At 56.7% G+C, this 21,358-nt stretch carries 18 protein-coding genes and 1 pseudogene; 5 read left to right on the plus strand and 14 right to left on the minus strand.

What is annotated here, in order from left to right:
* The first annotated feature begins 2 nt into the window (after positions 1 to 2).
* From AACY18_RS21770 to AACY18_RS21785, 4 genes are all read left to right on the plus strand, one after another.
* A complete protein-coding gene (locus AACY18_RS21770) occupies positions 3 to 929 on the plus strand; it encodes a 4-hydroxyproline epimerase (RefSeq protein ID WP_339466075.1) in 927 nt (308 codons plus the stop codon).
* A 54-nt stretch (positions 930 to 983) separates the two neighbouring features.
* Positions 984 to 1,931 carry a dihydrodipicolinate synthase family protein gene (locus tag AACY18_RS21775; RefSeq protein ID WP_339466076.1) on the plus strand — a complete coding sequence of 316 codons (948 nt, stop codon included), beginning with the start codon at positions 984 to 986 and terminating at the stop codon, positions 1,929 to 1,931.
* Between the two features lie 71 nt (positions 1,932 to 2,002).
* Positions 2,003 to 3,595 carry an aldehyde dehydrogenase (NADP(+)) gene (locus tag AACY18_RS21780; protein WP_339434003.1) on the plus strand — a complete coding sequence of 531 codons (1,593 nt, stop codon included), beginning with the start codon at positions 2,003 to 2,005 and terminating at the stop codon, positions 3,593 to 3,595.
* Complete coding sequence (locus AACY18_RS21785) at positions 3,585 to 4,850, plus strand: NAD(P)/FAD-dependent oxidoreductase (protein WP_339466077.1); 1,266 nt, start codon at positions 3,585 to 3,587, stop codon at positions 4,848 to 4,850. Before AACY18_RS21780 ends, AACY18_RS21785 begins: the two co-directional genes overlap by 11 nt.
* 44 nt (positions 4,851 to 4,894) lie before the next feature.
* Here the strand turns inward: AACY18_RS21785 and AACY18_RS21790 are convergent, their stop codons facing one another.
* Complete coding sequence (locus tag AACY18_RS21790; RefSeq protein ID WP_339434001.1) at positions 4,895 to 5,824, minus strand: Gfo/Idh/MocA family protein; 930 nt, start codon at positions 5,822 to 5,824, stop codon at positions 4,895 to 4,897.
* A gap of 333 nt (positions 5,825 to 6,157) precedes the next feature.
* On the opposite strand from AACY18_RS21790, the gene AACY18_RS21795 reads away from it, so the two are divergent.
* The gene (locus AACY18_RS21795; protein WP_339434000.1) at positions 6,158 to 6,853 is read left to right on the plus strand and encodes a tRNA (adenine(22)-N(1))-methyltransferase; all 696 of its coding nucleotides are present in this window, start codon (positions 6,158 to 6,160) and stop codon (positions 6,851 to 6,853) included.
* Between the two features lie 102 nt (positions 6,854 to 6,955).
* On the opposite strand, the gene AACY18_RS21800 is transcribed toward AACY18_RS21795, so the two are convergent.
* The 13 genes and pseudogenes from AACY18_RS21800 to AACY18_RS21860 form a co-directional block, all read right to left on the minus strand.
* The gene (locus AACY18_RS21800; RefSeq protein WP_339466078.1) at positions 6,956 to 7,351 is read right to left on the minus strand and encodes a hypothetical protein; all 396 of its coding nucleotides are present in this window, start codon (positions 7,349 to 7,351) and stop codon (positions 6,956 to 6,958) included.
* Between the two features lie 53 nt (positions 7,352 to 7,404).
* Positions 7,405 to 8,403, minus strand: a complete 999-nt coding sequence (locus AACY18_RS21805; RefSeq protein ID WP_339466079.1) for an ankyrin repeat domain-containing protein — start codon at positions 8,401 to 8,403, stop codon at positions 7,405 to 7,407.
* A gap of 138 nt (positions 8,404 to 8,541) precedes the next feature.
* A complete protein-coding gene (locus AACY18_RS21810) occupies positions 8,542 to 8,805 on the minus strand; it encodes a PAAR domain-containing protein (protein WP_339433997.1) in 264 nt (87 codons plus the stop codon).
* Positions 8,806 to 9,020: 215 nt separating this feature from the next.
* Positions 9,021 to 9,617 carry a hypothetical protein gene (locus tag AACY18_RS21815; RefSeq protein WP_339466080.1) on the minus strand — a complete coding sequence of 199 codons (597 nt, stop codon included), beginning with the start codon at positions 9,615 to 9,617 and terminating at the stop codon, positions 9,021 to 9,023.
* Positions 9,618 to 10,028: 411 nt separating this feature from the next.
* Positions 10,029 to 12,560: pseudogene (locus tag AACY18_RS21820) on the minus strand (RHS repeat-associated core domain-containing protein); the annotation flags it as partial.
* Positions 12,561 to 12,570: 10 nt separating this feature from the next.
* The gene (locus AACY18_RS21825; protein WP_108225915.1) at positions 12,571 to 12,834 is read right to left on the minus strand and encodes a PAAR domain-containing protein; all 264 of its coding nucleotides are present in this window, start codon (positions 12,832 to 12,834) and stop codon (positions 12,571 to 12,573) included.
* A gap of 69 nt (positions 12,835 to 12,903) precedes the next feature.
* Complete coding sequence (locus tag AACY18_RS21830) at positions 12,904 to 13,389, minus strand: SUKH-3 domain-containing protein (RefSeq protein WP_339466081.1); 486 nt, start codon at positions 13,387 to 13,389, stop codon at positions 12,904 to 12,906.
* Entirely contained in the window at positions 13,386 to 13,871 is a 486-nt protein-coding gene (locus AACY18_RS21835; protein WP_339434294.1) for an Imm32 family immunity protein, read from the minus strand. Before AACY18_RS21835 ends, AACY18_RS21830 begins: the two co-directional genes overlap by 4 nt.
* Positions 13,872 to 13,948: 77 nt before the next feature.
* Positions 13,949 to 14,212 (minus strand): PAAR domain-containing protein, encoded by a 264-nt coding sequence (locus AACY18_RS21840; RefSeq protein WP_096821618.1) that lies wholly within the window; start codon positions 14,210 to 14,212, stop codon positions 13,949 to 13,951.
* Positions 14,213 to 14,233: 21 nt separating this feature from the next.
* Positions 14,234 to 14,575, minus strand: coding sequence for an immunity protein Imm33 domain-containing protein (locus AACY18_RS21845; RefSeq protein ID WP_339466082.1), 342 nt, complete (start codon positions 14,573 to 14,575; stop codon positions 14,234 to 14,236).
* Positions 14,576 to 14,799: 224 nt separating this feature from the next.
* The gene (locus AACY18_RS21850; RefSeq protein WP_339434292.1) at positions 14,800 to 15,285 is read right to left on the minus strand and encodes a DUF4265 domain-containing protein; all 486 of its coding nucleotides are present in this window, start codon (positions 15,283 to 15,285) and stop codon (positions 14,800 to 14,802) included.
* Positions 15,275 to 19,960 carry an RHS repeat-associated core domain-containing protein gene (locus AACY18_RS21855; protein WP_339434291.1) on the minus strand — a complete coding sequence of 1,562 codons (4,686 nt, stop codon included), beginning with the start codon at positions 19,958 to 19,960 and terminating at the stop codon, positions 15,275 to 15,277. The genes AACY18_RS21850 and AACY18_RS21855 overlap by 11 nt, the downstream gene beginning before the upstream one ends.
* Positions 19,957 to 21,358, minus strand: a 1,402-nt coding sequence (locus AACY18_RS21860) for a type VI secretion system Vgr family protein (RefSeq protein WP_339466084.1), incomplete at its 5' end; no start/stop codon positions are given. The genes AACY18_RS21860 and AACY18_RS21855, both read right to left, overlap by 4 nt.

Genomic DNA, 21,358 nt, shown 5'->3' on the forward strand with positions numbered 1-21,358 from the left:
CCATGAAACGAGTACACGTCATCGATTCCCATACCGGCGGAGAACCCACACGTCTGGTGATGAAAGGCTTCCCCGACCTGCCCGGCACCACCATGGCCGAGAAAAGAGATGCTCTGCGTAATCAGCATGACCAGTGGCGGCGTGCCTGCCTGCTGGAACCCCGGGGCAACGACGTGCTGGTGGGTGCCCTGTATTGCGAGCCGGTGTCGGCGGACGCCACCTGTGGGGTGATTTTCTTCAACAACGCCGGCTACCTGGGCATGTGCGGCCACGGCACCATCGGCCTGATCAATTCGTTGCAGCACTTGGGGCAGATCGCCCCGGGTGTGCACAAGATTGACACACCGGTCGGGCTGGTCAGCGCGACATTGCACGAAGACAGCAGCGTGACCCTGGGCAACGTGCCGTCCTGGCGTTATCGCAAACAAGTGTCGGTGCAAGTGCCTGGATATGGCCGCGTGTCTGGCGATATCGCTTATGGCGGCAACTGGTTTTTCCTCGTCTCCGAGCACGGCCAAACGCTGACCATGGACAACGTCGAGCACCTCACGGCGTATACCTGGGCGATGCTCAAGGCCCTTGAAGACCAAGGTATATACGGCGAAAACGGCGCGGTCATCGACCACATCGAACTGTTTGCTGACGACACCCACGCCGACAGCCGCAACTTCGTCATGTGCCCCGGCAAAGCCTACGACCGCTCACCGTGCGGCACCGGCACCAGCGCCAAACTCGCCTGCCTGGCCGCCGACGACAAACTGCAACCGGGCGAACGCTGGGTGCAAGCGAGCATCACCGGCAGCCAGTTCGAAGGTCGCTTCGAATGGGAAGGCGAGCGCGTTCGCCCTTACATCACCGGCCGCGCCTGGATGACCGCCGACAGCACGCTGCTGATCGATGAAAAAGACCCATTTGCGTGGGGCATCTGAGCCTCGCGCTGATTTTTCACCTCAATTTGAACGATGTGCCAAGGAGATAAAACAATGAGCGACAACATCTTCACCGGCTGCATGCCGGCCCTGATGACCCCGTGCACCGCCCAGCGCAAACCGGACTTCGATGCGTTGGTGGCCAAGGGTCGTGAACTGATCGACATCGGCATGAGCGCGGTGGTGTATTGCGGCTCCATGGGCGACTGGCCGCTGCTGACCGAGGCTGAGCGTCAGGAGGGGGTGGCGCGGCTGGTCGCGGCAGGCATCCCGACGATTGTCGGCACCGGTGCGGTCAATACTCGCGAAGCGATTGCCCATGCGGCCCACGCGGCAAAAGTCGGCGCTCAAGGTTTGATGGTGATTCCTCGCGTGCTGTCCCGCGGTGCTTCGGCCACTGCGCAGAAAGCCCACTTCGCCGCGATTCTCCAAGCCGCTCCCGGGCTGCCGGCGGTGATCTACAACAGCCCTTATTACGGCTTCGCCACCCGCGCCGATCTGTTCTTCGAACTGCGCCGCGAGTATCCAAACCTGATCGGCTTCAAGGAATTCGGCGGTGCCGCCGATTTGCGCTACGCCGCCGAAAACATTACCTCCAAGGATGACGACGTGACCCTCATGGTCGGTGTCGACACGCAAGTGGTCCACGGTTTCGTCAACTGCAACGCGACGGGGGCAATCACTGGTATCGGCAATGCCCTGCCCCGTGAAGTGTTGCAACTGGTGGCGCTGAGCAAGCAAGCGGCCAAGGGTGACGCCAAGGCGCGGCGTCAGGCACGGGAGCTGGAGTCGGCACTGGCGGTGTTGTCCTCCTTCGACGAGGGCTGTGATCTGGTGCTGTATTACAAACACCTGATGGTGCTCAACGGCGACAAGGAATACACCCTGCACTTCAACGAAACCGATGTGCTGAGTGACGCCCAGCGTCGCTATGCGCAGAACCAGTATTCGCTGTTCCGTCAGTGGTACGAAAACTGGTCGGCGGAACAGCGCTTCGCCTGACGCATGCGTTTCTACCTGCCGTGAACCTGTGTAATTCACGGCAGACACCCTTTTTCCACCAGGAATACCCCATGACTCTGACGGGCCATATGTTGATCGGACAAGAAACAGTCGCAGGCAATCGCGAAGCCATTCGAGGGATCAATCCGGCCACCAACGCCGTGCTGGAACCGTCGTATGCAGGTGGCTCGGCCGAGCATGTTGAACAGGCCTGTGCGCTGGCCTGGACCGCACTGGACCTTTATCGCGAGACAACGCTGGATGCCCGCGCCGATTTTCTGGATAGCATTGCCCTGGAAATCGAAGCCCTCGGCGATGAATTGATTGATCGCGCCATGGCCGAAACCGGCCTGCCGCGCCCGCGTTTAATGAGTGAGCGAGGCCGCACCTGTCAGCAACTGCGGATGTTCGCTCGCACTGTACGGGCCGGAGAATGGCTGGATGTACGCGTTGATACCGCACAGCCGCAGCGCCAGCCGCTGCCGCGTCCGGATCTGCGTCAACGTCAGGTGCCGTTGGGACCGGTGGCAGTATTTGGCGCGAGCAATTTCCCCTTGGCCTTTTCGGTTGCTGGCGGTGATACGGCGTCGGCGTTCGCCGCTGGTTGCCCGGTGATCGTCAAGGCTCACGGTGCGCATCCTGGCACCAGTGAACTGGTCGGTCGTGCCGTGGCGCGAGCGGTGAAAGCCTGCGGATTACCCGAAGGGGTATTTTCGTTGTTGTACGGGGCTGGCCGCGAAGTGGGTATAGCGCTGGTCAGCGACCCACGGATCAAAGCCGTTGGTTTCACGGGTTCGCGCAGCGGTGGCCTGGCGTTGATCCAAGCGGCGCAAGCGCGTCCGGAACCCATTCCGGTGTACGCGGAAATGAGTTCGATCAACCCGGTGTTGCTGTTCCCGGAGGCGTTGCGCAATCGCGGGCAAGCGCTGGCCGAAGGGTTTGTCGCGTCGCTGACGCTGGGTGCCGGGCAATTGTGTACCAACCCGGGACTGGTGATCGCCCTTAAGGAGCCTGCGCTGGACACCTTTATTGCAGCCACCGCCGAACGGATTCAGCGCAGTCCGGCACAGACGATGCTCACACCTGGGGTCTTCAACGCGTATGAGTCTGCCGTGAATGCACTGGCCGAGAACCCTGGAACAGATATTGCTGCCATCGGCCAGGTCGGTACCGGCCCGAACCAGTGTCAGGCCCATGTATTCGTCACAGAGGCCGTCGACTTTCTCGCCGATCACCAACTGCAAGCCGAAGCGTTTGGTGCCGCTTCGGTGATCGTGCAATGCGCCAGTTGCATGGAAATCCGCCAGGTCATCGAACATCTGGAAGGTCAACTGACCGCGACGCTGCACCTTGAAGACGAGGATCTGGATCAGGCTCGGGCCTTGTTACCGACGCTGGAACGCAAGGCAGGGCGCCTGCTGGTCAACGGCTGGCCGACCGGCGTTGAAGTCAGTGACGCCATGGTTCACGGTGGGCCTTTCCCGGCCACCTCGGATTCACGCACGACATCGGTTGGCACGGCGGCGATCCTGCGGTTTCTGCGCCCGCTCTGTTATCAGGACTTCCCCGACAGCCTGTTGCCCACGGCACTGAAGCAGGCCAATGCGCTGCAGTTGCGGCGTCTGCTCAATGGACAAAGGGAAGCACAAAGCAATGACGAATAACGTGGCGTACGACATCGCTGTAGTCGGCGCCGGGATTATCGGCGTCGCCTGCGCGCTGCGTCTGGCGCGCCAGGGTTTGCGAGTCGTCGTTGTCGACCAGCAGGCGCCCGGTCACGGCGCATCGTTCGGTAACGCCGGGCACCTGGCAACCGAGCAGGTGTTCCCGATTGCCGATGTGTCGATTCTCAAGCGTTTGCCAGCGATGTTGATGGACCCGATGGGCCCGTTGCGCCTGGACTGGAAATACCTGCCCCGCGCCCTGCCCTGGTTCACGCGGTTGCTGCTGAATCTGCGCGCGGAGCCCTTCCAGAGAACGGTCGCGGGGCTGCGGGCACTCAATGAGAGCAGTCTTGATGCGTGGCATCGCCTGCTGACTGACATCGACCGACCGGAACTGCTCAAGGTCGACGGTTCACTGCTGGTGTTCGAACGCCCCGAGTCGCGACAGCCGATCGATGCGCTTCAGGCGCGCTTGCGGGAGCAGCAAGTGCCCGTCGATTTCTGGCAGGCCGGCGCGATACAAGAAGCTGCGCCGCTACTCAGCACGCAGATTCAGGGCGGCCTGTTCTTCCCGCGCACCGGGCATTTCATTGATCCGTATCGGGTAGTGTGCGAGTTGGTCGAAGCGGCCAAGGCCAGCGGTGTCAGCTTTTTGAAGCAACAGGTGCAAGGCGGGTATGTGCAAGAACACGGTGTTGTGCTGATCACCGGATCGGGCAGTTTAACCGCGAGCCGCGTGCTGATCGCCTGCGGTGCGCATTCGGCAAAACTCACCGCCGCACTCACCGGCAAGAAAGTCCCGTTGGACACCGAACGCGGTTATCACTTGATGCTGCCCGAAGAACAAAACCGGCTGCCCTTCTCCGTCACCTCGCTGGAGCGCAAGTTCATCATGACGCCGATGTCCGATGGCCTGCGGCTGGCGGGCACTGTCGAATTCGCCGGGCTGGAGCGGCCACCGAGCATGGAGCGCGCGTGGCAGTTACACCATTTGAGCAAGGGTGTGTTCCGCAAGGATCTGAGCGCTGCGGCGGCGACGCCGTGGATGGGCTTTCGTCCGTCATTGCCGGATTCGCTGCCAGTGATTGATCAGGTGTGCGAGGGCAAGGTGTTGCTCGCCTTTGGGCATCAGCATCTGGGGCTGACTCAGGCGGCGGTGACGGCGGAAATGATCGTGCGGATGGCGTTGCCGACGATAGAAAGTCGAATCCGCGATTGGCCGGCAATCGAGCCTTATTCGCTTGATCGTTTCTAAAAAAGCCTGCTTTCAGGGCAGGCTTTCAACGGGTCGCGTGCAGTTCATGCGTCGTAGAACGGCTCGACCGCCACGCGGCTTCCAACAAAGAAACTGTCCGCCACCAACCGCAACGGCTGTAGATCCAGATCACTGACCTTGTCGCCAATCAACTGTTGAAAATGCCGATACACCGCGGCGTACTCGCCCTCCTCCGATACGGCGTGGCGCACACCATCAATGCTCAACAGCGCGCCACCATTATCCAGGCGCAGCACACCTTCGGCGCAGCGAACTTCGATGCTCCAGAGCTCATCATGACCATGGTCGAAATCGAACTCGGCGCGCACATCGAGGTGGCACGCATCAGACATTTTGATGGACGCGGCAATCGGCGACTGGCAGTTGCTCGGCACGCGCAGTTCGGCGGATTCGACAAACAACGGCAGAGCCAGCAGGTGAGTCACGATCGACAAGGCATTGATGCCCGGATCGAAGACGCCCAGGCCGCCCGGCTGCCAGATCCAGGTCTGACCGGGGTGCCACTTGCGCACGTCTTCCTTCCAGTCGATCTGCACGCTTTGCAGGGTGCGCGTCGCGAGCCAGTCGCGGGCCGCGGCAATGCCGGGCGCGTAGCGCGAATGCCAGGCAAACAACGCGCTGACGCCTTGTTGCTCGGCCAGAGTCACCAACGCCAACGCCTCACCCAGCGTGGCGCAGGGCGGTTTCTCTACCAGCACATGTTTGCCGGCAGCCAATGCTTGTTGCACTAGAGCAAAACGTCCTTGCGGCGGCGTACAGAACGCAATCGCATCAACCGGCGGGCCGTTCTCGAGCAACTCGCTCAAGGACTGAAAATTTTCTACACCGGGGCAAGGCTTGCCTTGTGTGGCGACTGCCACCAGCTGGAATCCAGGATGGGCGTTGATCGCAGGAACGTGTTGATCCTGCGCAATTTTGCCGTAGCCCACCAGGCCGAGACGGATCGGTTGCATCAATGACTCCACTTTAGTTTTGTTTTAGTCAGCGAACCGGCAGATTACCCGTAAACACCGCGAGCGTCTGTCTGCGCAACGTCACAAAGGCTCACAGGCTCAGGCAAACATTGCACAGCAATGCACTACCGCGAAGGCATGATCGACACCTACAACTTTCCGACGCCGGATGCGCCGATCTAGACGCCTGACCCATTGCCAGTGCGGCCTAACGCAGAGCGGGCACGCCATGAACCTTGTCGCCGGAATTTGACACGTAACGCATTGCTCGCCAGAGTCGCACCCCTTTTGCGGCCATAGACGCCGCAGGTTTGTGCTGAACAGGGGTTGCCGTTGAACGAACAGACATTGTCCGCGCGCCTGGAGCGCGTGGCCGCGCATGTGCCCGCCGGCGCACGGCTGGCCGATATTGGCTCGGATCACGGCTATCTGCCGGTGGCGCTGATGCGCCGAGGCGTGCTTGAGGCGGCGGTTGCCGGTGAGGTGGCGTTGACGCCCTTTCACTCGGCCGAACGCACCGTACGCGAAAACGATCTACAGCAACACATCACCGTGCGCCTGGCCAATGGGCTGGCGGCGATCGGACTGGAAGACGGGATCACCGCCATCACTATCTGCGGCATGGGTGGCGAAACCATCCGCGATATTCTCGAGAGCGGCAAGTCACGCTTAAGCGGCGCGGAACGCCTGATCCTGCAACCCAACGGCGGCGAGCAGCCACTGCGCCAGTGGCTGATGAACAATGGCTACCGCATCCTCAGCGAGGAAGTGCTGCACGAGAATCGCTTCGACTACGAAATCATCGTTGCCGAACGCGCCGAGACAGTGGCGTACACCGATCAAGAGCTTTACTTCGGCCCTCTACAGATGCAGGCTCGCAGCCCGGCGTTCCTGATCAAGTGGCAACGCAAGCTGCATCAGAAGCAAAAGACGCTGACTCAATTTGCACGTGCGCAGCAGGCTTTGCCCGAAGCGAAAGTGCAAGAGGTCAAGCAGCAGGCTCAATGGATTGCCGAACTATTAGCGTGATGCGCGTAGGCAGTTTCAGGGACACTCTGCACAGTCCATGACATGAAAAACGCTCGCGATCTGCGAGCGTCCTTCCAAGCTGTAGAATCACATCAGCCGAGATTACAGACCGACACGCTTCAATCCTTCGCGCATGCCCTGATCAGCCTGCTCACACCATTGCTTGAGAGTGAGGTTCGGCGGCAGATTGCTTTCCAGGTTCTTGTATTCCCCGTTAGCCAACACTTCGCCCTTACGACCAGACTGTTCGTTCTTGTCGCCGTCATGTTTGTCAAAATCACCAGGCATATTGTCAACAAAGACAACCATCTTGTTGGCGCTCTCAACGCTGTCTGCTTTCAGGAACCCTTTGTCGACACAATTTTTGACCAGGCCTGACATATTGCGGCCAATGTCGTATATCCCTTTCAGAGTGGCAGCATCTTTTCCATCCGCGTGAGCGATATTGCAGATGCCAAAAACTGCTGCCATGGCGAGAATCAAAGAAGCGATCTTCATATTTATTCCTTTAAATTTCAGAGAGCATTGAGCTCTGTTTAGCTTAATTTTTTTTACTGGAACAACTTGATAATGGATTCGGAATACAAATCCGGTACATTTTTTACTGATTTGAGTATGTTTTGACGGACAGTCTGACCTTTCACACTTGGGTCTTGTGCCACATATTCCGGGGGGAAAGCCGGTGCATCTTTATCGGCGCCGGCAGCCAGCAAAGCATTTGTGCAATCCGGGTTGCTACGAATTGCACTTTCCAGCAATGGAGTGCCAACAGGCCATGCCTGCTGTTGAGGTGCGAAGGCATCAACGGAAGTGCCAGCTTTGTGCAGCAGCGCAATCCGCTGCGCAGCTTGTGGATCCGGCTGATCGTTCAGTGCATAGGCACGCTCGCAAACGTAATGCAAAGGTGTAGAACCCACCTTGCTGACCCCATAGGGATCAGTACCAGCAGCGATCAACAGCTTGATCAATTCCAGATTGTTCGCACCTTTGCCGATCAATGGAGAAAACCCCTGAGGCGTCAGCATCCGGGCGTCGGCACCAGCCTGCAGCAGCAACTTTGTCACTTCGACCGACGACGGATTTTCTATGCCCACGGCTGCAATAAGTGGCGTATTGGTTCCGCCTTGAGCAATCGCATTGGTGTCGGCACCCGCTTTGATCAGGCTCTGCACAATGGGCATTGAGTCCTTCATGTCTTCTGGATCCCCCATATGCCCCAATATGGATAACAGTATTGTTTCACCGTTATCGCTGATTGGTTGATTGACATCGACAGGAAACTCGAGAAGCCGATCTACCAGCACGGGGCTCCTGTAATAAGCTGCATGCCATAGAATAAGCGCGTCAGGTTTTGCACCGCCCTTGAGCAACTTATTTACGGCATCAAGGTCTTTTTGCTCCTTTGAATAGGCGTATTGAAGTACGGCGGCATCCAATTGTTTATACAGGTCTGCTGGCTGCGCTTGCGCTACGTTCGTACCAGAAAAACATACACCTGCGACAACACATGCGGCCCACAGGCGGTTAAAAGTACAACTCATACTCAGCATATAAAACTCACGACTTGATGGTTAGTATTAATATTCAGGCAATGCAGTAGAACGACTTCATTCATTCTTCAAGCATCCTCAAACAGGCGACAGGAGCCCGCGCCATGCATAAAGGCAATCGATGCACAAAATATGGATTCAGCTAATCACGGCCCCTTTAGGCCCACTGGCAATCAGCGCAGCACCGCAGGCGGTTTTCATGCCATCGAGCGCGATCGGCGTGCCATCGACGGTGTAGGTACTGCTGCCCTCGGCAATCGGGAAAATCCCCTTACACAATGGGCAACTAACCTTGTGACCGAGCCCGGCAATCGGCTTGCCGTTGAGGTCAGTCTGGGAGAAAGCTTCGAGGACCTTGCCACCGTGAGTGGTAGAGTCGCCCAAGCGAATGGCGTCTTTCATGTTGTCACTCCTTTGACCTACGGGATGGCTGCAATATCTATCTGTAACGAACAGCCACCCCAGTAGTATTTAACCCATTCGATAGCTGGCAGCACATTCTACGGCCAACACATTTCAGCGCTCTAGCGCACGCCTCATCAGCCTGCTTAGACCAGGTCAAGCAAACTCGCGGCGCAGCGAAGGCTAGCCGTCATGGTGGTTTTCAAACCGTTCGACTAACCTAGCTGGAGAAAAAACCCACCGCACCCGGCTCCTTTTTTTCCTGAGAATTCATCATCCAGGAAAAGATAACCCATACCATCTGAAAGTATGCCTTTGTTATTGGGGAGAGAAACATCTAAATCCCCACCATAAATAGACACCCGTCTGCGTCCGATACTTGATGATATGGGTGCCTGCAACCAAGCATCTATACCATCAAGTTTAGACGCCAAATTTTCATCATCATCAGAGTCCGGACTTGACAAAAGCAGCACTCTTCCGCAATCCAGTATTTTATTCGATGCTTCATTCCGCTCTTCGCTTGAACGGATATATCCCATAACAACAGCTTCGGATACTCCATTGAGAGCTCTTAGCTTTCTGTAATGTCCTACATCTCCCGGCAGGTACGGTATAAATACCGAGATCCAATAATTTTCGTCCACTAGCGCATCTGAAAACCATGCGCCAGGAAAAGAGATCAAATGTGTAAGTGGCAGTCCATCCGTCGATTGAGGCCAAACTACATCACTCGGCAGATAGACCCCTCCGCCTGTATATGCATCAGCTTTCGTAGGCAACTCTTGGGTAAAAACCAATTCATTAAACATCTGCATCTCTCCGCTAATTTATTGATTACAGCAGCAGTTAAGCGAATTTACATATTGACCAGAGCGCTTGCGCAAACGTCTGGCCTGCGAAGCTGATATTCCGGACTGACGGATGGCTCCTTGCCAAACGTCCATTTGCCGTTTAGAGGGTTTACCCGTCGCTGGGTCAAAATCAAACTCATTAACGCCTAGGCCTAGATGAGTGCGCGCCAGAGCGGTTTCGTTGGAGTGAATCGCATCATGTCTTGTGGGGTCAACGGCAATCGACGGATTCGCTTTATTGCGACGTCTTTTATTCGCACATCCCATCTGAACCAGAGATTCATGCCTGACGAGCTCGTGAACCTCCAACTGATCACCTACGTTGCTGCCGCCATTCATACTACCGTAAGTACCTAACTGCCCATCCGCAGCGAGGCCTAGTGGATCCGTCCATATGACTGGGTTGGACGCATACTGGTAAAAGTTCGTCCCACCGCCGAAACTAATCGGATCCCTGCTTACAAACCGACCGACCTGCGGATCATAGTACCGATAGCGATTGTAGTGCAGCCCCGTCTCATGATCATGATACTGCCCCTGGAACCTGATCGGGTTCACAATGCCATGCTGCCGCGCCCACTCCGAACGCTGCTCCGTTACCTGCCCCCACGCCTTGTATTGAGCCGCCCAGGCCATATTGCCATGTTGATCGGTCAGCTCCTGTGGAGTGCCTAGGTGATCGCACTGGTACCAGGCCAACGCATCAAATGGTAGTGCTATGACCTTGTGACTCCACAGTGGGTCATTATCAATATTGTACTCATCGCTGTAATCCGGCTGTCTCATCAGATTAATGGGCGCGTGACGCACAGCCTGTGCCACAGGAACGAAGGTGCCTGGTTCGAAGATGTAGTGAACAGTGCGCCCTGGCTCTCCATCGGCCTGCGCGGGACTACTTTCCCACGCAAAGTTGTCGCCATCCCAACCGTAGAGCGTGAAGCCGCAGCCTAGCTCGCGCTGCTTGCGTGCGTGTTCGTTGCGGTTCCACAGGGAGCCGGCTTCCGGGCGCTGTTTGTAGTGAGCGCGAGAGTTTTTGTGCAGGCGTCGCCCCAGCGCGTCGTATGCGTAATCGACCGCGAGGTGTGGATCTTCGAAATACACCAGTCGATCAAACAAATCCCAACGCAGATCACTGCGTTGGCCGTTGTGCCAGCGCTGGATCTGATTACCGCGTTCGTCATAGTCGTAGTGAGTGCCGGCATACTCACGGAGCAGGTTATCGACCAGTTTGCTGCGCGGTGGTGCAAGCTCCAGCGGGCGGCGAACTTCTGTTGCTTTGTCGTCGAGCAGGTTGCCCGCCGGGTCGAAGGCGAAGGTTTCCACCCCTTGACGTGTCACCGCGCTGAGCAGTCGGCCGACGGGATCGTAGCGATACGCGAGGGGGCCGCGATGGCTGTCGTTGATGTCGGTCAGTTGGCCGGCAGCATCGTATTTGTACTCGCGCTTCACCAGTGTCGATTTGTCATCGCTGCGCCCTAATAACTGCTCCTGCAAGCGTCCAGCCGGATCCCAGCTTTGGGTTTGCATCAGATGATTGCCTTGATGACGGGAAACTTCGCGGTGCAAATCGTCACGTTCGAAGCCGATCAGTTCATGCTCGTCCAGACGCATGCCCAGCAAGTGACCACTGCCGTAGGTGAGCCAACTGACACGATGGCCGTCTGGGCGCACCGTGGCGACACGCTGGTTAAGCACATCGTATTCATGCTGCCAGACTGCGACCGTAGGTTTTTCCAGGCTGAGGTAATGTTGGTGTTCGCGCAGCAGGTTGCCGGCCAGGTCATGAAACCATTGCAGGCGGCTGTCAGCATTGTTGGCCATGACCAGATTGCCGTTGCCGTCATAGGCGAAGGTCTCGCTTTGTGACTGGTCGCCCAAGGTGGCACGGCGCTCAACCAACCGCCCCATTGAATCGTAGTTCAACGAGATCGTGCGGCCACCGGCGACAGAATGGGCCAGACGTCCAGTATCAGGATCGTACTGATAGCTCGTAAACTGACCGTCAAAGCCGGTTTCCTCGAGCAGGCGACCGGCCGGGTCATAGTGGAAGTGCGCGCGTTGGCCATTCTCGTTTTCCATAGCCTGCAATCGGCCCAGCCGATCCCAGCGATAACGTAGCGTCTGCTCGGCCGCATCCACACGCTCGGCAATAAGACCTGCAGCGGTATAGCTCCAAGTGGTGCAGCGATCCAGACCGTCGACATGGGCCAACAACCGACCTTCAGCGTCGCGCTCAAAGTGTTCCTCGGTCGTATCTGGGTGCTTGATCAGCGCCAGTTGCCCAGCTTTGTATTCGTACTCGGTGGCGTTCCCAGCGGCGTCGGTGAAGCAGATCATCTGCCCCCGTTTGTCGTACTCCCAAGCACTGGTTTTGCCCGAACAATCGACGTACTCCACCAGTTGGCCGGCATCGTTGTAGTCCAACGTCTTTTCATTGCCGTTGGCGTCCTTGATCGCCGTGAGTTGGCCGGACTTGTTGTATGCGTATTCGGTTTTGTTGCCAAGCGGATCGAGCGCTTCAACCAGATTACCTTGATCGTCATGCGCGCGTTGCCATTGCCCTCCCTCAGCATCACTGATCTTGATCAGCAAGTCCTGATCATCGTAAGCAAAATGCGTAACGCTTCCATCAGGTCGAATATGCTCAAGCATGTTTCCGCGCTCGTCATAACCAAAGCGCGCGACACTCCCATCTGTTCGGACGTGACGAACAATGTTCTTCGCGCCATCGCGAAACAGCCATTCAGAACGCTCATCCGCGTAGCGAATTCGGTAGGTGTAGCCAAGGATGTCGTAGTAGTGCCAGGTCTCGTTGCCAAGCGCGTCGGTGACGTAGGTCAGACGAATGTTTTCGTCCCACTCCAAACGCGTCTCAAAATAGCCATCGTCCGCCCCCTCACGCCCCGCGTGTTCAACTGACAACCGCCCCTTTGGGGCCACTGGCAATCAGTGCGGCGCCACAGGCGGTTTTCATGCCGTCCAGAGCGATAGGCGTGCCATCGACCGTGTAGGTGCTACTGCCCTCGGCAATCGGGAACACACCTTTGCACAACGGGCAACTGACCTTGTGACCAACCCCGGCAATCGGTTTGCCGTTGAGGTCGGTCTGGGAGAAGGCTTCGAGCACCTTGCCGCCGTGCGTGGTGGAGTCGCCCAAACGGATTGCGTCTTTCATGTTGTCACTCCTTTGACTAAGTTACTCAGCCATCCAAACGTCTTCGTCAGCTTGGGTACCTAGTGCAACTCAAATGATCGGTATCGCGCCTGGCGTGGCGAGTCGCACCGGCTCACCGCCCTTACGGCCAAATATCAGGTTTTCCATCGCTTGAATAAAGTTCAGTCCCTGTATCCAAAGCCCGTCGTGAATGAGGCTCAAGACGTAGCAGCAACCCTGTTCGTCCATCAACAGCGCGCCATGGCCGTGTTGGACTTCGGCAATGCTCACCAAGGTACTGCTTAGGCGTTGCTGCCACTCAAGGAACTCCTCGCTATCATGCAGATATTCAAATGTACCAAAGGCGACATCGCTCGTAGCACACTCCTCCCCTGCGCTGCAGATGCCCACCTGCACCCCGACCAACTGCTCAAGTAGAGCAGCGGCAGGATGTTCCGGTGGGACGTAACACGCTACTGGTTCGGTGCAAGGGGTGGGCCAGCCTGCGGCGAGAAACAGTGGGCGCAGGCTCTCAGAAAGTTCTATTAGCGGGGGTACGTTCAGTGTGCCGGTCACGATTTAACCAAGCTGTTATTGAGGACTATAAAATCCACATTCGCTTCATAGTCGAAGTTTTCAGCGATACCTTGAAGGTGCATATGCTCAAGACCATGCGTTGACATCTCATATGATGCATTAATGAGAAAAACGCCAAGTTCTCTAATCGTTTGTGGATCAGCAAGAATCGAAACCTCATCCAGCTGAATATTTTTATCACTCCCGATAGCAGTTCCGTGCACACTGAATTTATTCAACTTTCTCATAGATTGAAACCTTGTTCCCGAAGGGATTTTTTTCTTTTCGCGTGAGTTCAGAGACGCTACCCCGCCTACCTCTGAGATTCCAACCTTATTCACTACAACTTCAGCCTTCCTTGTCTTGCATTGACAGGGAGCATGAACCTGTTGGTTCGTATTTTCCACATGCGGTGGGTCTATTCGAATCCGGCCATTGCCAACCGCCTCCCAACGACCAGATTTTAAAAAGAACGACTTCATTCGCGCTTCAATTGCCACGGAACGGACGATGGGAGCCCGCGCCATGGAGATAGGCAATCAATGCAAAAAATATTGATTCAGCTGACAACCGCCCCTTTCGGGCCGCTGGCAATCAGCGCAGCACCACAGGCGGTTTTCATACCGTCCAGCGCGATGGGCACACCATCGACGGTGTAGGTGCTACTGCCCTCGGCAATTGGGAAAATCCCCTTGCATAACGGGCAACTGACCTTGTGACCGACCCCGGCAATCGGCTTACCGTTGAGGTCGGTTCGGGAGAAAGCTTCGAGCACCTTGCCACCGTGTGTGGTGGAGTCGCCAAGACGAATTGCGTCTTTCATGTTGTCACTCCTTTGACCAAGTTACTCAGCCATCCAGACGTCTTCGTACCCTTGGGTATCGATGATGAATTTTGCGCCCGTGGGCAAACACAGATACTTCATAACCATCGGTAGCACTTCGGGTAAATGTTCAATACAAATCGGCTGGTAAAAATCTATCGCTGTCGAATGCGTGCCGCAGTGAATGAACCAGCTGACATTCCCATTTTCCGGCAATTGAATACGGGCGCCGTAAATAGGTGTTTTCCCGAGAGATTCGATGGACAAGGCGACCATTTCTTCAGGAGCCAACGCTGACATTCCGTACTTCTCGCAAATCGCATTCTGTGTGCCGTCAGGATACGGCGGTTCATGTTCGCTCATATCTATCCTTTCCTTTCGATCCAATGTCCGATCCCACAGTGGCTGGTTTCCGGGCTGCGGTGTTGGACTTTTACTCCCGAAAGATCTTGGATTCGTTGCCCGCCGAGATTGGGTGTATTGCAATGTCGATGGCCTTTTCTCAGCGGGCCTTTCCTGGTATGGGAGCCTCAATTCGGTGAACGAGTGTTTGTTCCTGAGCTTGGAAATTGAGAAGCTATTTTAAACTAACTATCCAGCCACCAGTTGAGCAGCGTCTCGTCTTCTACGTCATCGATATTTTTGTAGATATTTGCGTAATACCATTGGATCCCAGTTTCCTCGTAAAACTCGTTAAAAAAACTTGCAATATTATCCATTCCATTTTCTGCAGGAATAGCCAACGACAAATTCCCTTTATATATGCCGTCCAAGGTGCCGCTAAGCTCCCTCGCTACCTCCGTTTCAAGCATCTCCAGCCGCTCAGGTGAAATGTGCTTGGAGTAAATATGGATACAGAAATTACCACCTCTCTTTATAACCTCGGCGTGTGTCTGAGGATTTTTTAAAGAAATCACATCCCCTCTCGCCAGATTCAACGCTAGCCCCGGAGAAGAAAGCAATTCATACGTATGCTCATCAATTTTTCGAGCAGGTAGCTGTTCAAATACCGGCCCTTTTGAGTTTTTTCCCGCATATACCCGAATAAGTTCCGCTGCTTGATCATCGACCATAAGGTGCTCCACAACTTCCACGTTCAACACAAGACATGCCTTCTTTAACATAGCCGCTACTACCGGCACTAAGGTTACAGGAAGCGCCTTCGAGAGCGATGTTAACCTTCGCAAGGTTGCCGCCCTTGGAAGTAGGGACATTGGTGTGCCCCAAATGCATATCTTTAGGGTTTTTCGAGGTACTACCGCACCGCCAACATACATAGTCATCCGAGCCGCTCTCCTCCAAAAGCTCCTCACGACATGCATCTTGGCCTCGACGATGCCCACCATCAACCTTACTCGCTGCAATATCAGCAGCACTCGCTCCATCACCGTCCCGCTTGGCAAACTTCGAGGGAGCCTTTCTCGCTAACCCCAGTGGGTCAATCCACTCGGTAGGGTTCGGTGCGTACTGATGAAAATTGATGCCGCCAGCAAATCCTATTGGATCTCTGCTGATGAACCTTCCTACCGCAGGGTCGTAATATCGATACCGATTGTAATGCAGTCCAGTCTCATGATCGTGATACTGCCCTTGGAATCGTATCGGATTCATCACGCCATGTTGCCGCGCCCATTCAGAGCGCTGCTCCGTCACCTGCCCCCACGCCTTGTATTGCGCACTCCAGGCCATGTTGCCTTGCGGATCCGTCAGTTCCTGCGGTGTGCCCAAGTGGTCGCATTGATACCAAGCCAACGCATCAAACGGCATAGATATAGCCTTGTGACCCCATAACGGGTCATCATCAAGACTGTACTCACCGCTGTAATTGGGCTGCCCCACAAGATCAATCGGCGCATGCCGCACCGCTTGGGCAACAGGAACAAAGGTACCTGGTTCAAAGATGTAGTGAACCGTGCGACCCGGTTGGCCATCGCTCTGCGCTGGGCTGCTTTCCCACGCGAGGTTGTCGCCGTCCCAGCCGTACAGAGTGAAGCCACACCCCAGTTCAAGCTGTTTACGGGCATGCTCGTTGCGGTTCCAGAGAGAACCGGCTTCAGGGCGCTGTTTGTAGTGGGCGTGGGAGTTTTTGTGGAGGCGCCTTCCCAACGCGTCGTAAGCGAAATCCACACAAAGGCGCGGATCTTCGAAACTCACCAGTCGATCAAACAGATCCCATTTCAAATCGCTGCGCTGACCGTTGTGCCAGCGTTGAATCTGGTTGCCACGCTCATCGTAGTTATAGTGGGTGCCGGCGTATTCGCGTAGCAGGTTGTCGACCAGTTTGCTGCGCCGGGGGGTCAGATCCAGTGGGCGGCGAATTTCAGCCTGTTTATCATCCAGCAAGTTGCCGGCCGGGTCAAAGGCGAAGGTTTCCACGCCTTGACGGCTGGTGGCACTAAGCAGCCGGCCGACAGGATCATAACGATAAGAAAGTGAGCCGCGCCGGCTGTCATTGATGTCAGTCAATTGTCCGGCAGCATCATATTTGTACTCGCGTTTCAGCAGCGTGGACTTGTCGTCCCTGCGTCCCAGCAGTTGCTCCTGCAATCGACCAGCAGGATCCCAACTCTGGATTTGTAGCAGATGGTTGCCTTGATGGCGTGCGATTTCGCGGTGCAGATCATCGCGCTCGTAACCGATTAGCTCATGTTCGTCCAGTCGCATACCCAGCAAGTGACCACTGCCGTAAGTGAGCCAACTGACACGATGGCCGTCAGGGCGGGTCGTGGCGACGCAATGGTTAAGCAGGTCGTATTCGTGCTGCCAGACCGCAACCAATGGTTTTTCCAGACCTAGATAGTGTTGATGCTCACGCAGAATATTACCTGCTGGATCATAAAACCATTGCAGGTGGCTGTCGGTGTTGGAGGCCAACACCATATTGCCGTTGCCGTCGTAGGCGAACTTTTCGCTTTGCGACTGATCGCCCAAAGTAGCACGGCGCTCGGTCATCTGGCCCATCGGGTCGAAGGTCAGCTCAATCACGCGCTCGCCATTAGCGGACTGGGCCAAGCGACCGGTCAGTGGATCGTATTGATAACGCGTGGAGCGCCCATCGAATCCGCTTTCTTCAAGCAGTCGGCCTACGGGGTCGTAGTGGAAGTGAGCGCGCTGTTCGTTTTCGTTTTCCAAGGAAGTTAATCGACCGATGCGATCCCAGCGATAGCGCAAAGTTTGCTCGGCAGGGTCAACTCGCTCGGCAATCCGGCCACTAGCGTTGTAGCTCCATGTGGTACAACGATCCAGACCATCAACATGTGCCAACAATCTACTCTCGGCATCACGCTCGAAACGCTCTTCAGTTTTGTCCGGGTGCTTGATCAGCACCAGCTGCCCGGCCTTGTATTCGTACTCGGTTGCGTTTCCGGCGGCGTCGGTGAAACAGATCATCTGCCCTCGTTCGTCATATTCCCAAGCGCTGGTCTTGCCCGAGCAATCGACGTATTCGACCAGTTGCCCGGCGTCGTTGTAGTCCAGCGTCTTTTCGTTGCCGTTGGCGTCCTTGATCGCGGTCGGTTGTCCAGCCTTGTTGTAAGCGTATTCCGTCTTGTTTCCCAAAGGATCGACGGCTTCGACTTGATTGCCTTGATCGTCATAGGCGCGTTGCCATTGCCCACCTTCGGCATCACTGATCTTGATCAGCATGTCCTGATCGTCGTAGGCAAAATGTATTACGGTGTGATCAGCGCGGATGTGCTCAAGCAAATTGCTGCGCTCGTCGTAGCTGTAACGATCAGTCGTACCGTCTGCATGCACGTGACGCACGACGTTCTTGGCTTCGTCACGGAACAACCACTCGGACAGGCCATCGGCATGCTGTATTCGGTAGGTGTAGCCAAGGATGTCGTAGTAGTGCCAGGTCTCATTGCCGAGCGCGTCGGTGACGTAGGTCAGACGAATGTTTTCGTCCCACTCCAGACGTGTGTCGAAGCTGCCGTCGTCCGCCCATTCGCGTACGGCTTTAGCCTTGGCGCCCTGGCCGTCCCACTCCAGATTCATGCCGCGACCGGTGCGGTCGGTGTAACGGGTGATCAGGTGATGCTGGTATTGGTACAACCAGACAGCGCCGTTCTCGTCCTGTGCCTGAATCAGATCGCCATAAGCGTCGTACTGGTACGCACAGAGTTGCCGTTGTGGCTCACCGTCGCGGATTTCCCAGATGCCGGACAGCCGGCCGTGATCGTCGATCATCGTGCCGAGGTGCAGGTGAACCTTGGTGTAGTCGTTTTCCTGATATGTGATCAGATCGGAGAGCACCGACTGTTCACCATGGCGATGTTCGTAATGCAGCATGATGCCGGCGCCATTACGCAGCGAAATATTGGTAAGCACATAACGCTGGTTACGGCGCACATAGGTTTCCTTGCGTTCAAAACCACGACACAGCATCAACTGATCTTCGCTGGCACGAACCAGAGTGATGTTCTCGATGGGGTCGTAGTGGAACAGCCCAACCTTGGGCAGTGGATAGCTATGGTTTCGACCATCAGCACCATAGAACGTCAGGCCATCATCCACGCAGTCAAACCGTGTGGTGAATTTCGTGACCCAGCGAGCACCAAGGTCGCCTTGATCGTACTCCCCAAGGCGCGAGTTATAGATGCGATTCCACTCGACCGGGAACGGCCCGGGCAAGCTGAAATCGCTATGGCTGAGGGATTCCGAACCCAATGCAAAATTGATGCTGTGGCAGGTACTGGTGCATGTGCCGTTTTTCTTCGGTTTGGGGGCTTTGGTTGCAGCAGCTTGTTGGCTCGTCGCACCCAGACCACCTTCTGAGGCTGTGTGCTGGGCCTGACTGGTCTGATCCGGCTTGACTCCGGCACTCTGTCCATGAGCATTGCGCTTACGCCAAAGAGTGACTGCACTGGACAAAATCAGCAGCAACCAGCCAATCGAGTTCTGAACCGATTCGTCGTCCAACTTGCTCAACTGGGTACGCAGTTCCGGTCCCATGGCGCGCAGTTTTGCGGTCTCGGTAGCAACCTGTTTTTTGATCTCGTCGGGTAGCAGATGATCGGCAGCGCTGTTGGCCAGCCCCTTGCCAGCCGCTTTATAAGCACTCGCGGTAGCCCCGAAAATGTTGCCAATTGCCGCGAGAGGGTCGCTCAGTAACTGATCCCCCGCAGCGCTGATTTGTTGACTGGCGGCCTGGACGTCCCCCTTGGCGTCGAGCTTACCGTTAGCAACGGTTTCGAGACCTTTGGCGATCTCGTTAATAACGTCTTCGCCCAGCTTGCCAGCGTCCGCGAGAATCCCGGGCAACTTGCCTTTGGCCTGTTCAACAAAGTCGTCGAGGGTGCCGATGATAGAGGCGTTCAGGTGCCCGACCAGCACCTCGATCACAGATGCACTGAGCAGCATCTTGCTGCTGGCCTTCATCTCCTGACGCACCAGAAACAGTGTTGGGCGCAACGTCATACGGGCTGCCGCCATCGCCGGTGGCAGCGGCAAAACACCGATCAGGTTGATGCCCAGACTGGCCCACGCCAGCAGGTCGCGCTTCTGGGCATTCGACAGGGTGACGATGTCACCCAGCGCATCGACCAACGCCATGATGTTGCCCACCACGGGTAATGCGCCGGCGACGTTCTTGATTCGATCAAGAGTGACCACGCCGCCACTGGCGGATTGAAGCCAGGCGTCGAAGGTTGCCGCACCGCTGGCAACATCCTGAATGTCGATGGCATTCAGGGGAACGATGGCAACTTGAGGTTCACGTTTTACAACAGCATTTTCAGTGGTCATGACAGCATCTCACCCGCCAACAGGCCCGGGGTTTTCAAGGAAGGTTTTGGCAGCGTTGGTGCGGGAAGCGTCGGCAATCGGCCGCCCTTGCTCGCGGCGCCGAGGATGCTCGACGCACTCGGCATGGCGGCACTCGCCAGTTTCGGCAATCCAGCCACTCCGCCCTGCACAGCGCCTTTCACCTGCTGCGCCGTTTGCATTGCGCCCTGCGCGGTCTGCACCGCACTCATCCCTGTTTGTGCCATGTCCTTACCCTTCTCCAGCATGTCCCAGCTCTTGCTCGGCAACACCTGTGCGACCATCGCCTGCACTTGGCTCGGCACGTCTTCGGCCCCCGGCGGATTCAACGGCCATTCCGGCTTACCGATGTAACTGCCATCGCTCCAGGTGTCCGCCGGATCCTTGCCGAAGAGCACCCGCGCCGGGCCCGGTGCTGCGCCAGAGACGCTGGCGAAACCTTTGCCATCGAGCTTGCCCTTGATGCTTTTGCCCAAGGCATCAATGACTTCGTAATCGCCTTCCTTGATGCCCTGACGCCCGGCGTACTGGTTGAACAATTCGAGGTTGCCCTTGCCCGGTTTCGGCGGTTCCGGGAATACCCCGGCCAGACTTTTCGCACCGGTGTAGGCAAAGTTCGCCGCATGGGCCGTGTACGGGCCGCTGGTAGCGTGAGTAATGCCACCAGCGTTGTAAGTCGTGGCACTGCCACCACCCTGGATCACCAACTCAGTCTTGGCGGCAATGGTGATGCGGTCGGCATTGGCGGTGATGTTGAGTTTGGCCAGCAGGTTGATGCTGTCCTTTAGCGCACGCACGTCGATGTCACCGGACGCGGCCACCAGACGCCAACCCATGCTCTGCACGAACAGGCGCATGCCGCGACTGGCACTGGCCAGCAGACGCTTGCCGATGGAAAGACTGGTGTGACCGGTGCTGCTCAATGCCAGGTGTTCGCCGGTGGCGATGTGGCTGGAGCGCGGCGTGGTCAGGGCGATGCCGGCCGGGCTGGCGAGCACCAGATGCGGTTCAGTGAATTCCGGAAACTCATTGGCGGTCATGTTCGCCGGGCCACTGCCGAGCACGCCTTGATGCTGGGCGTGCAAGGCTTTGGCCACGTCGTCCTGATCGCCCGCTTCCTGCGCTTGCAACTCCTTGGCCTGCACCGCAAAGCCGTCCTGCTGATCGCTCGCGGTGGCGAGGCGCTCGGCGGTTTCCGGCAGATCCTTGTGGTGTTTCGACTCGTTTGGACGTGGCTCGGTGGTGATCAGCAGACCGGCACCGGCACGCACCGCGCCATGGCGGTCGGTGCGCAATTCGAAACCTTCGCCGCGCGGTTGCCCACCGCTCGGGCGTGGATGCGTCAGGTAGCCGAGGTTGATCGCACTCGCACCGTGATCA

It is taken from the genome of Pseudomonas sp. EA_65y_Pfl2_P74, assembly GCF_963970575.1.
Taxonomy (GTDB): domain Bacteria; phylum Pseudomonadota; class Gammaproteobacteria; order Pseudomonadales; family Pseudomonadaceae; genus Aquipseudomonas; species Aquipseudomonas baetica_A.

What these genes read in the sequence shown, in the direction of transcription:
- AACY18_RS21770 (WP_339466075.1), top strand. Translation starts at nt 3, where the DNA reads ATGAAACGAGTACACGTCATCGATTCCCATACCGGCGGAGAACCCACA.
- AACY18_RS21775 (WP_339466076.1), top strand. Translation starts at nt 984, where the DNA reads ATGAGCGACAACATCTTCACCGGCTGCATGCCGGCCCTGATGACCCCG.
- AACY18_RS21780 (WP_339434003.1), top strand. Translation starts at nt 2,003, where the DNA reads ATGACTCTGACGGGCCATATGTTGATCGGACAAGAAACAGTCGCAGGC.
- AACY18_RS21785 (WP_339466077.1), top strand. Translation starts at nt 3,585, where the DNA reads ATGACGAATAACGTGGCGTACGACATCGCTGTAGTCGGCGCCGGGATT.
- AACY18_RS21790 (WP_339434001.1), bottom strand. Translation starts at nt 5,824, where the DNA reads ATGCAACCGATCCGTCTCGGCCTGGTGGGCTACGGCAAAATTGCGCAG.
- AACY18_RS21800 (WP_339466078.1), bottom strand. Translation starts at nt 7,351, where the DNA reads ATGAAGATCGCTTCTTTGATTCTCGCCATGGCAGCAGTTTTTGGCATC.
- AACY18_RS21805 (WP_339466079.1), bottom strand. Translation starts at nt 8,403, where the DNA reads ATGCTGAGTATGAGTTGTACTTTTAACCGCCTGTGGGCCGCATGTGTT.
- AACY18_RS21810 (WP_339433997.1), bottom strand. Translation starts at nt 8,805, where the DNA reads ATGAAAGACGCCATTCGCTTGGGCGACTCTACCACTCACGGTGGCAAG.
- AACY18_RS21815 (WP_339466080.1), bottom strand. Translation starts at nt 9,617, where the DNA reads ATGTTTAATGAATTGGTTTTTACCCAAGAGTTGCCTACGAAAGCTGAT.
- AACY18_RS21825 (WP_108225915.1), bottom strand. Translation starts at nt 12,834, where the DNA reads ATGAAAGACGCAATCCGTTTGGGCGACTCCACCACGCACGGCGGCAAG.
- AACY18_RS21835 (WP_339434294.1), bottom strand. Translation starts at nt 13,871, where the DNA reads ATGAAGTCGTTCTTTTTAAAATCTGGTCGTTGGGAGGCGGTTGGCAAT.
- AACY18_RS21840 (WP_096821618.1), bottom strand. Translation starts at nt 14,212, where the DNA reads ATGAAAGACGCAATTCGTCTTGGCGACTCCACCACACACGGTGGCAAG.
- AACY18_RS21845 (WP_339466082.1), bottom strand. Translation starts at nt 14,575, where the DNA reads ATGAGCGAACATGAACCGCCGTATCCTGACGGCACACAGAATGCGATT.
- AACY18_RS21850 (WP_339434292.1), bottom strand. Translation starts at nt 15,285, where the DNA reads ATGGTCGATGATCAAGCAGCGGAACTTATTCGGGTATATGCGGGAAAA.
- AACY18_RS21855 (WP_339434291.1), bottom strand. Translation starts at nt 19,960, where the DNA reads ATGACCACTGAAAATGCTGTTGTAAAACGTGAACCTCAAGTTGCCATC.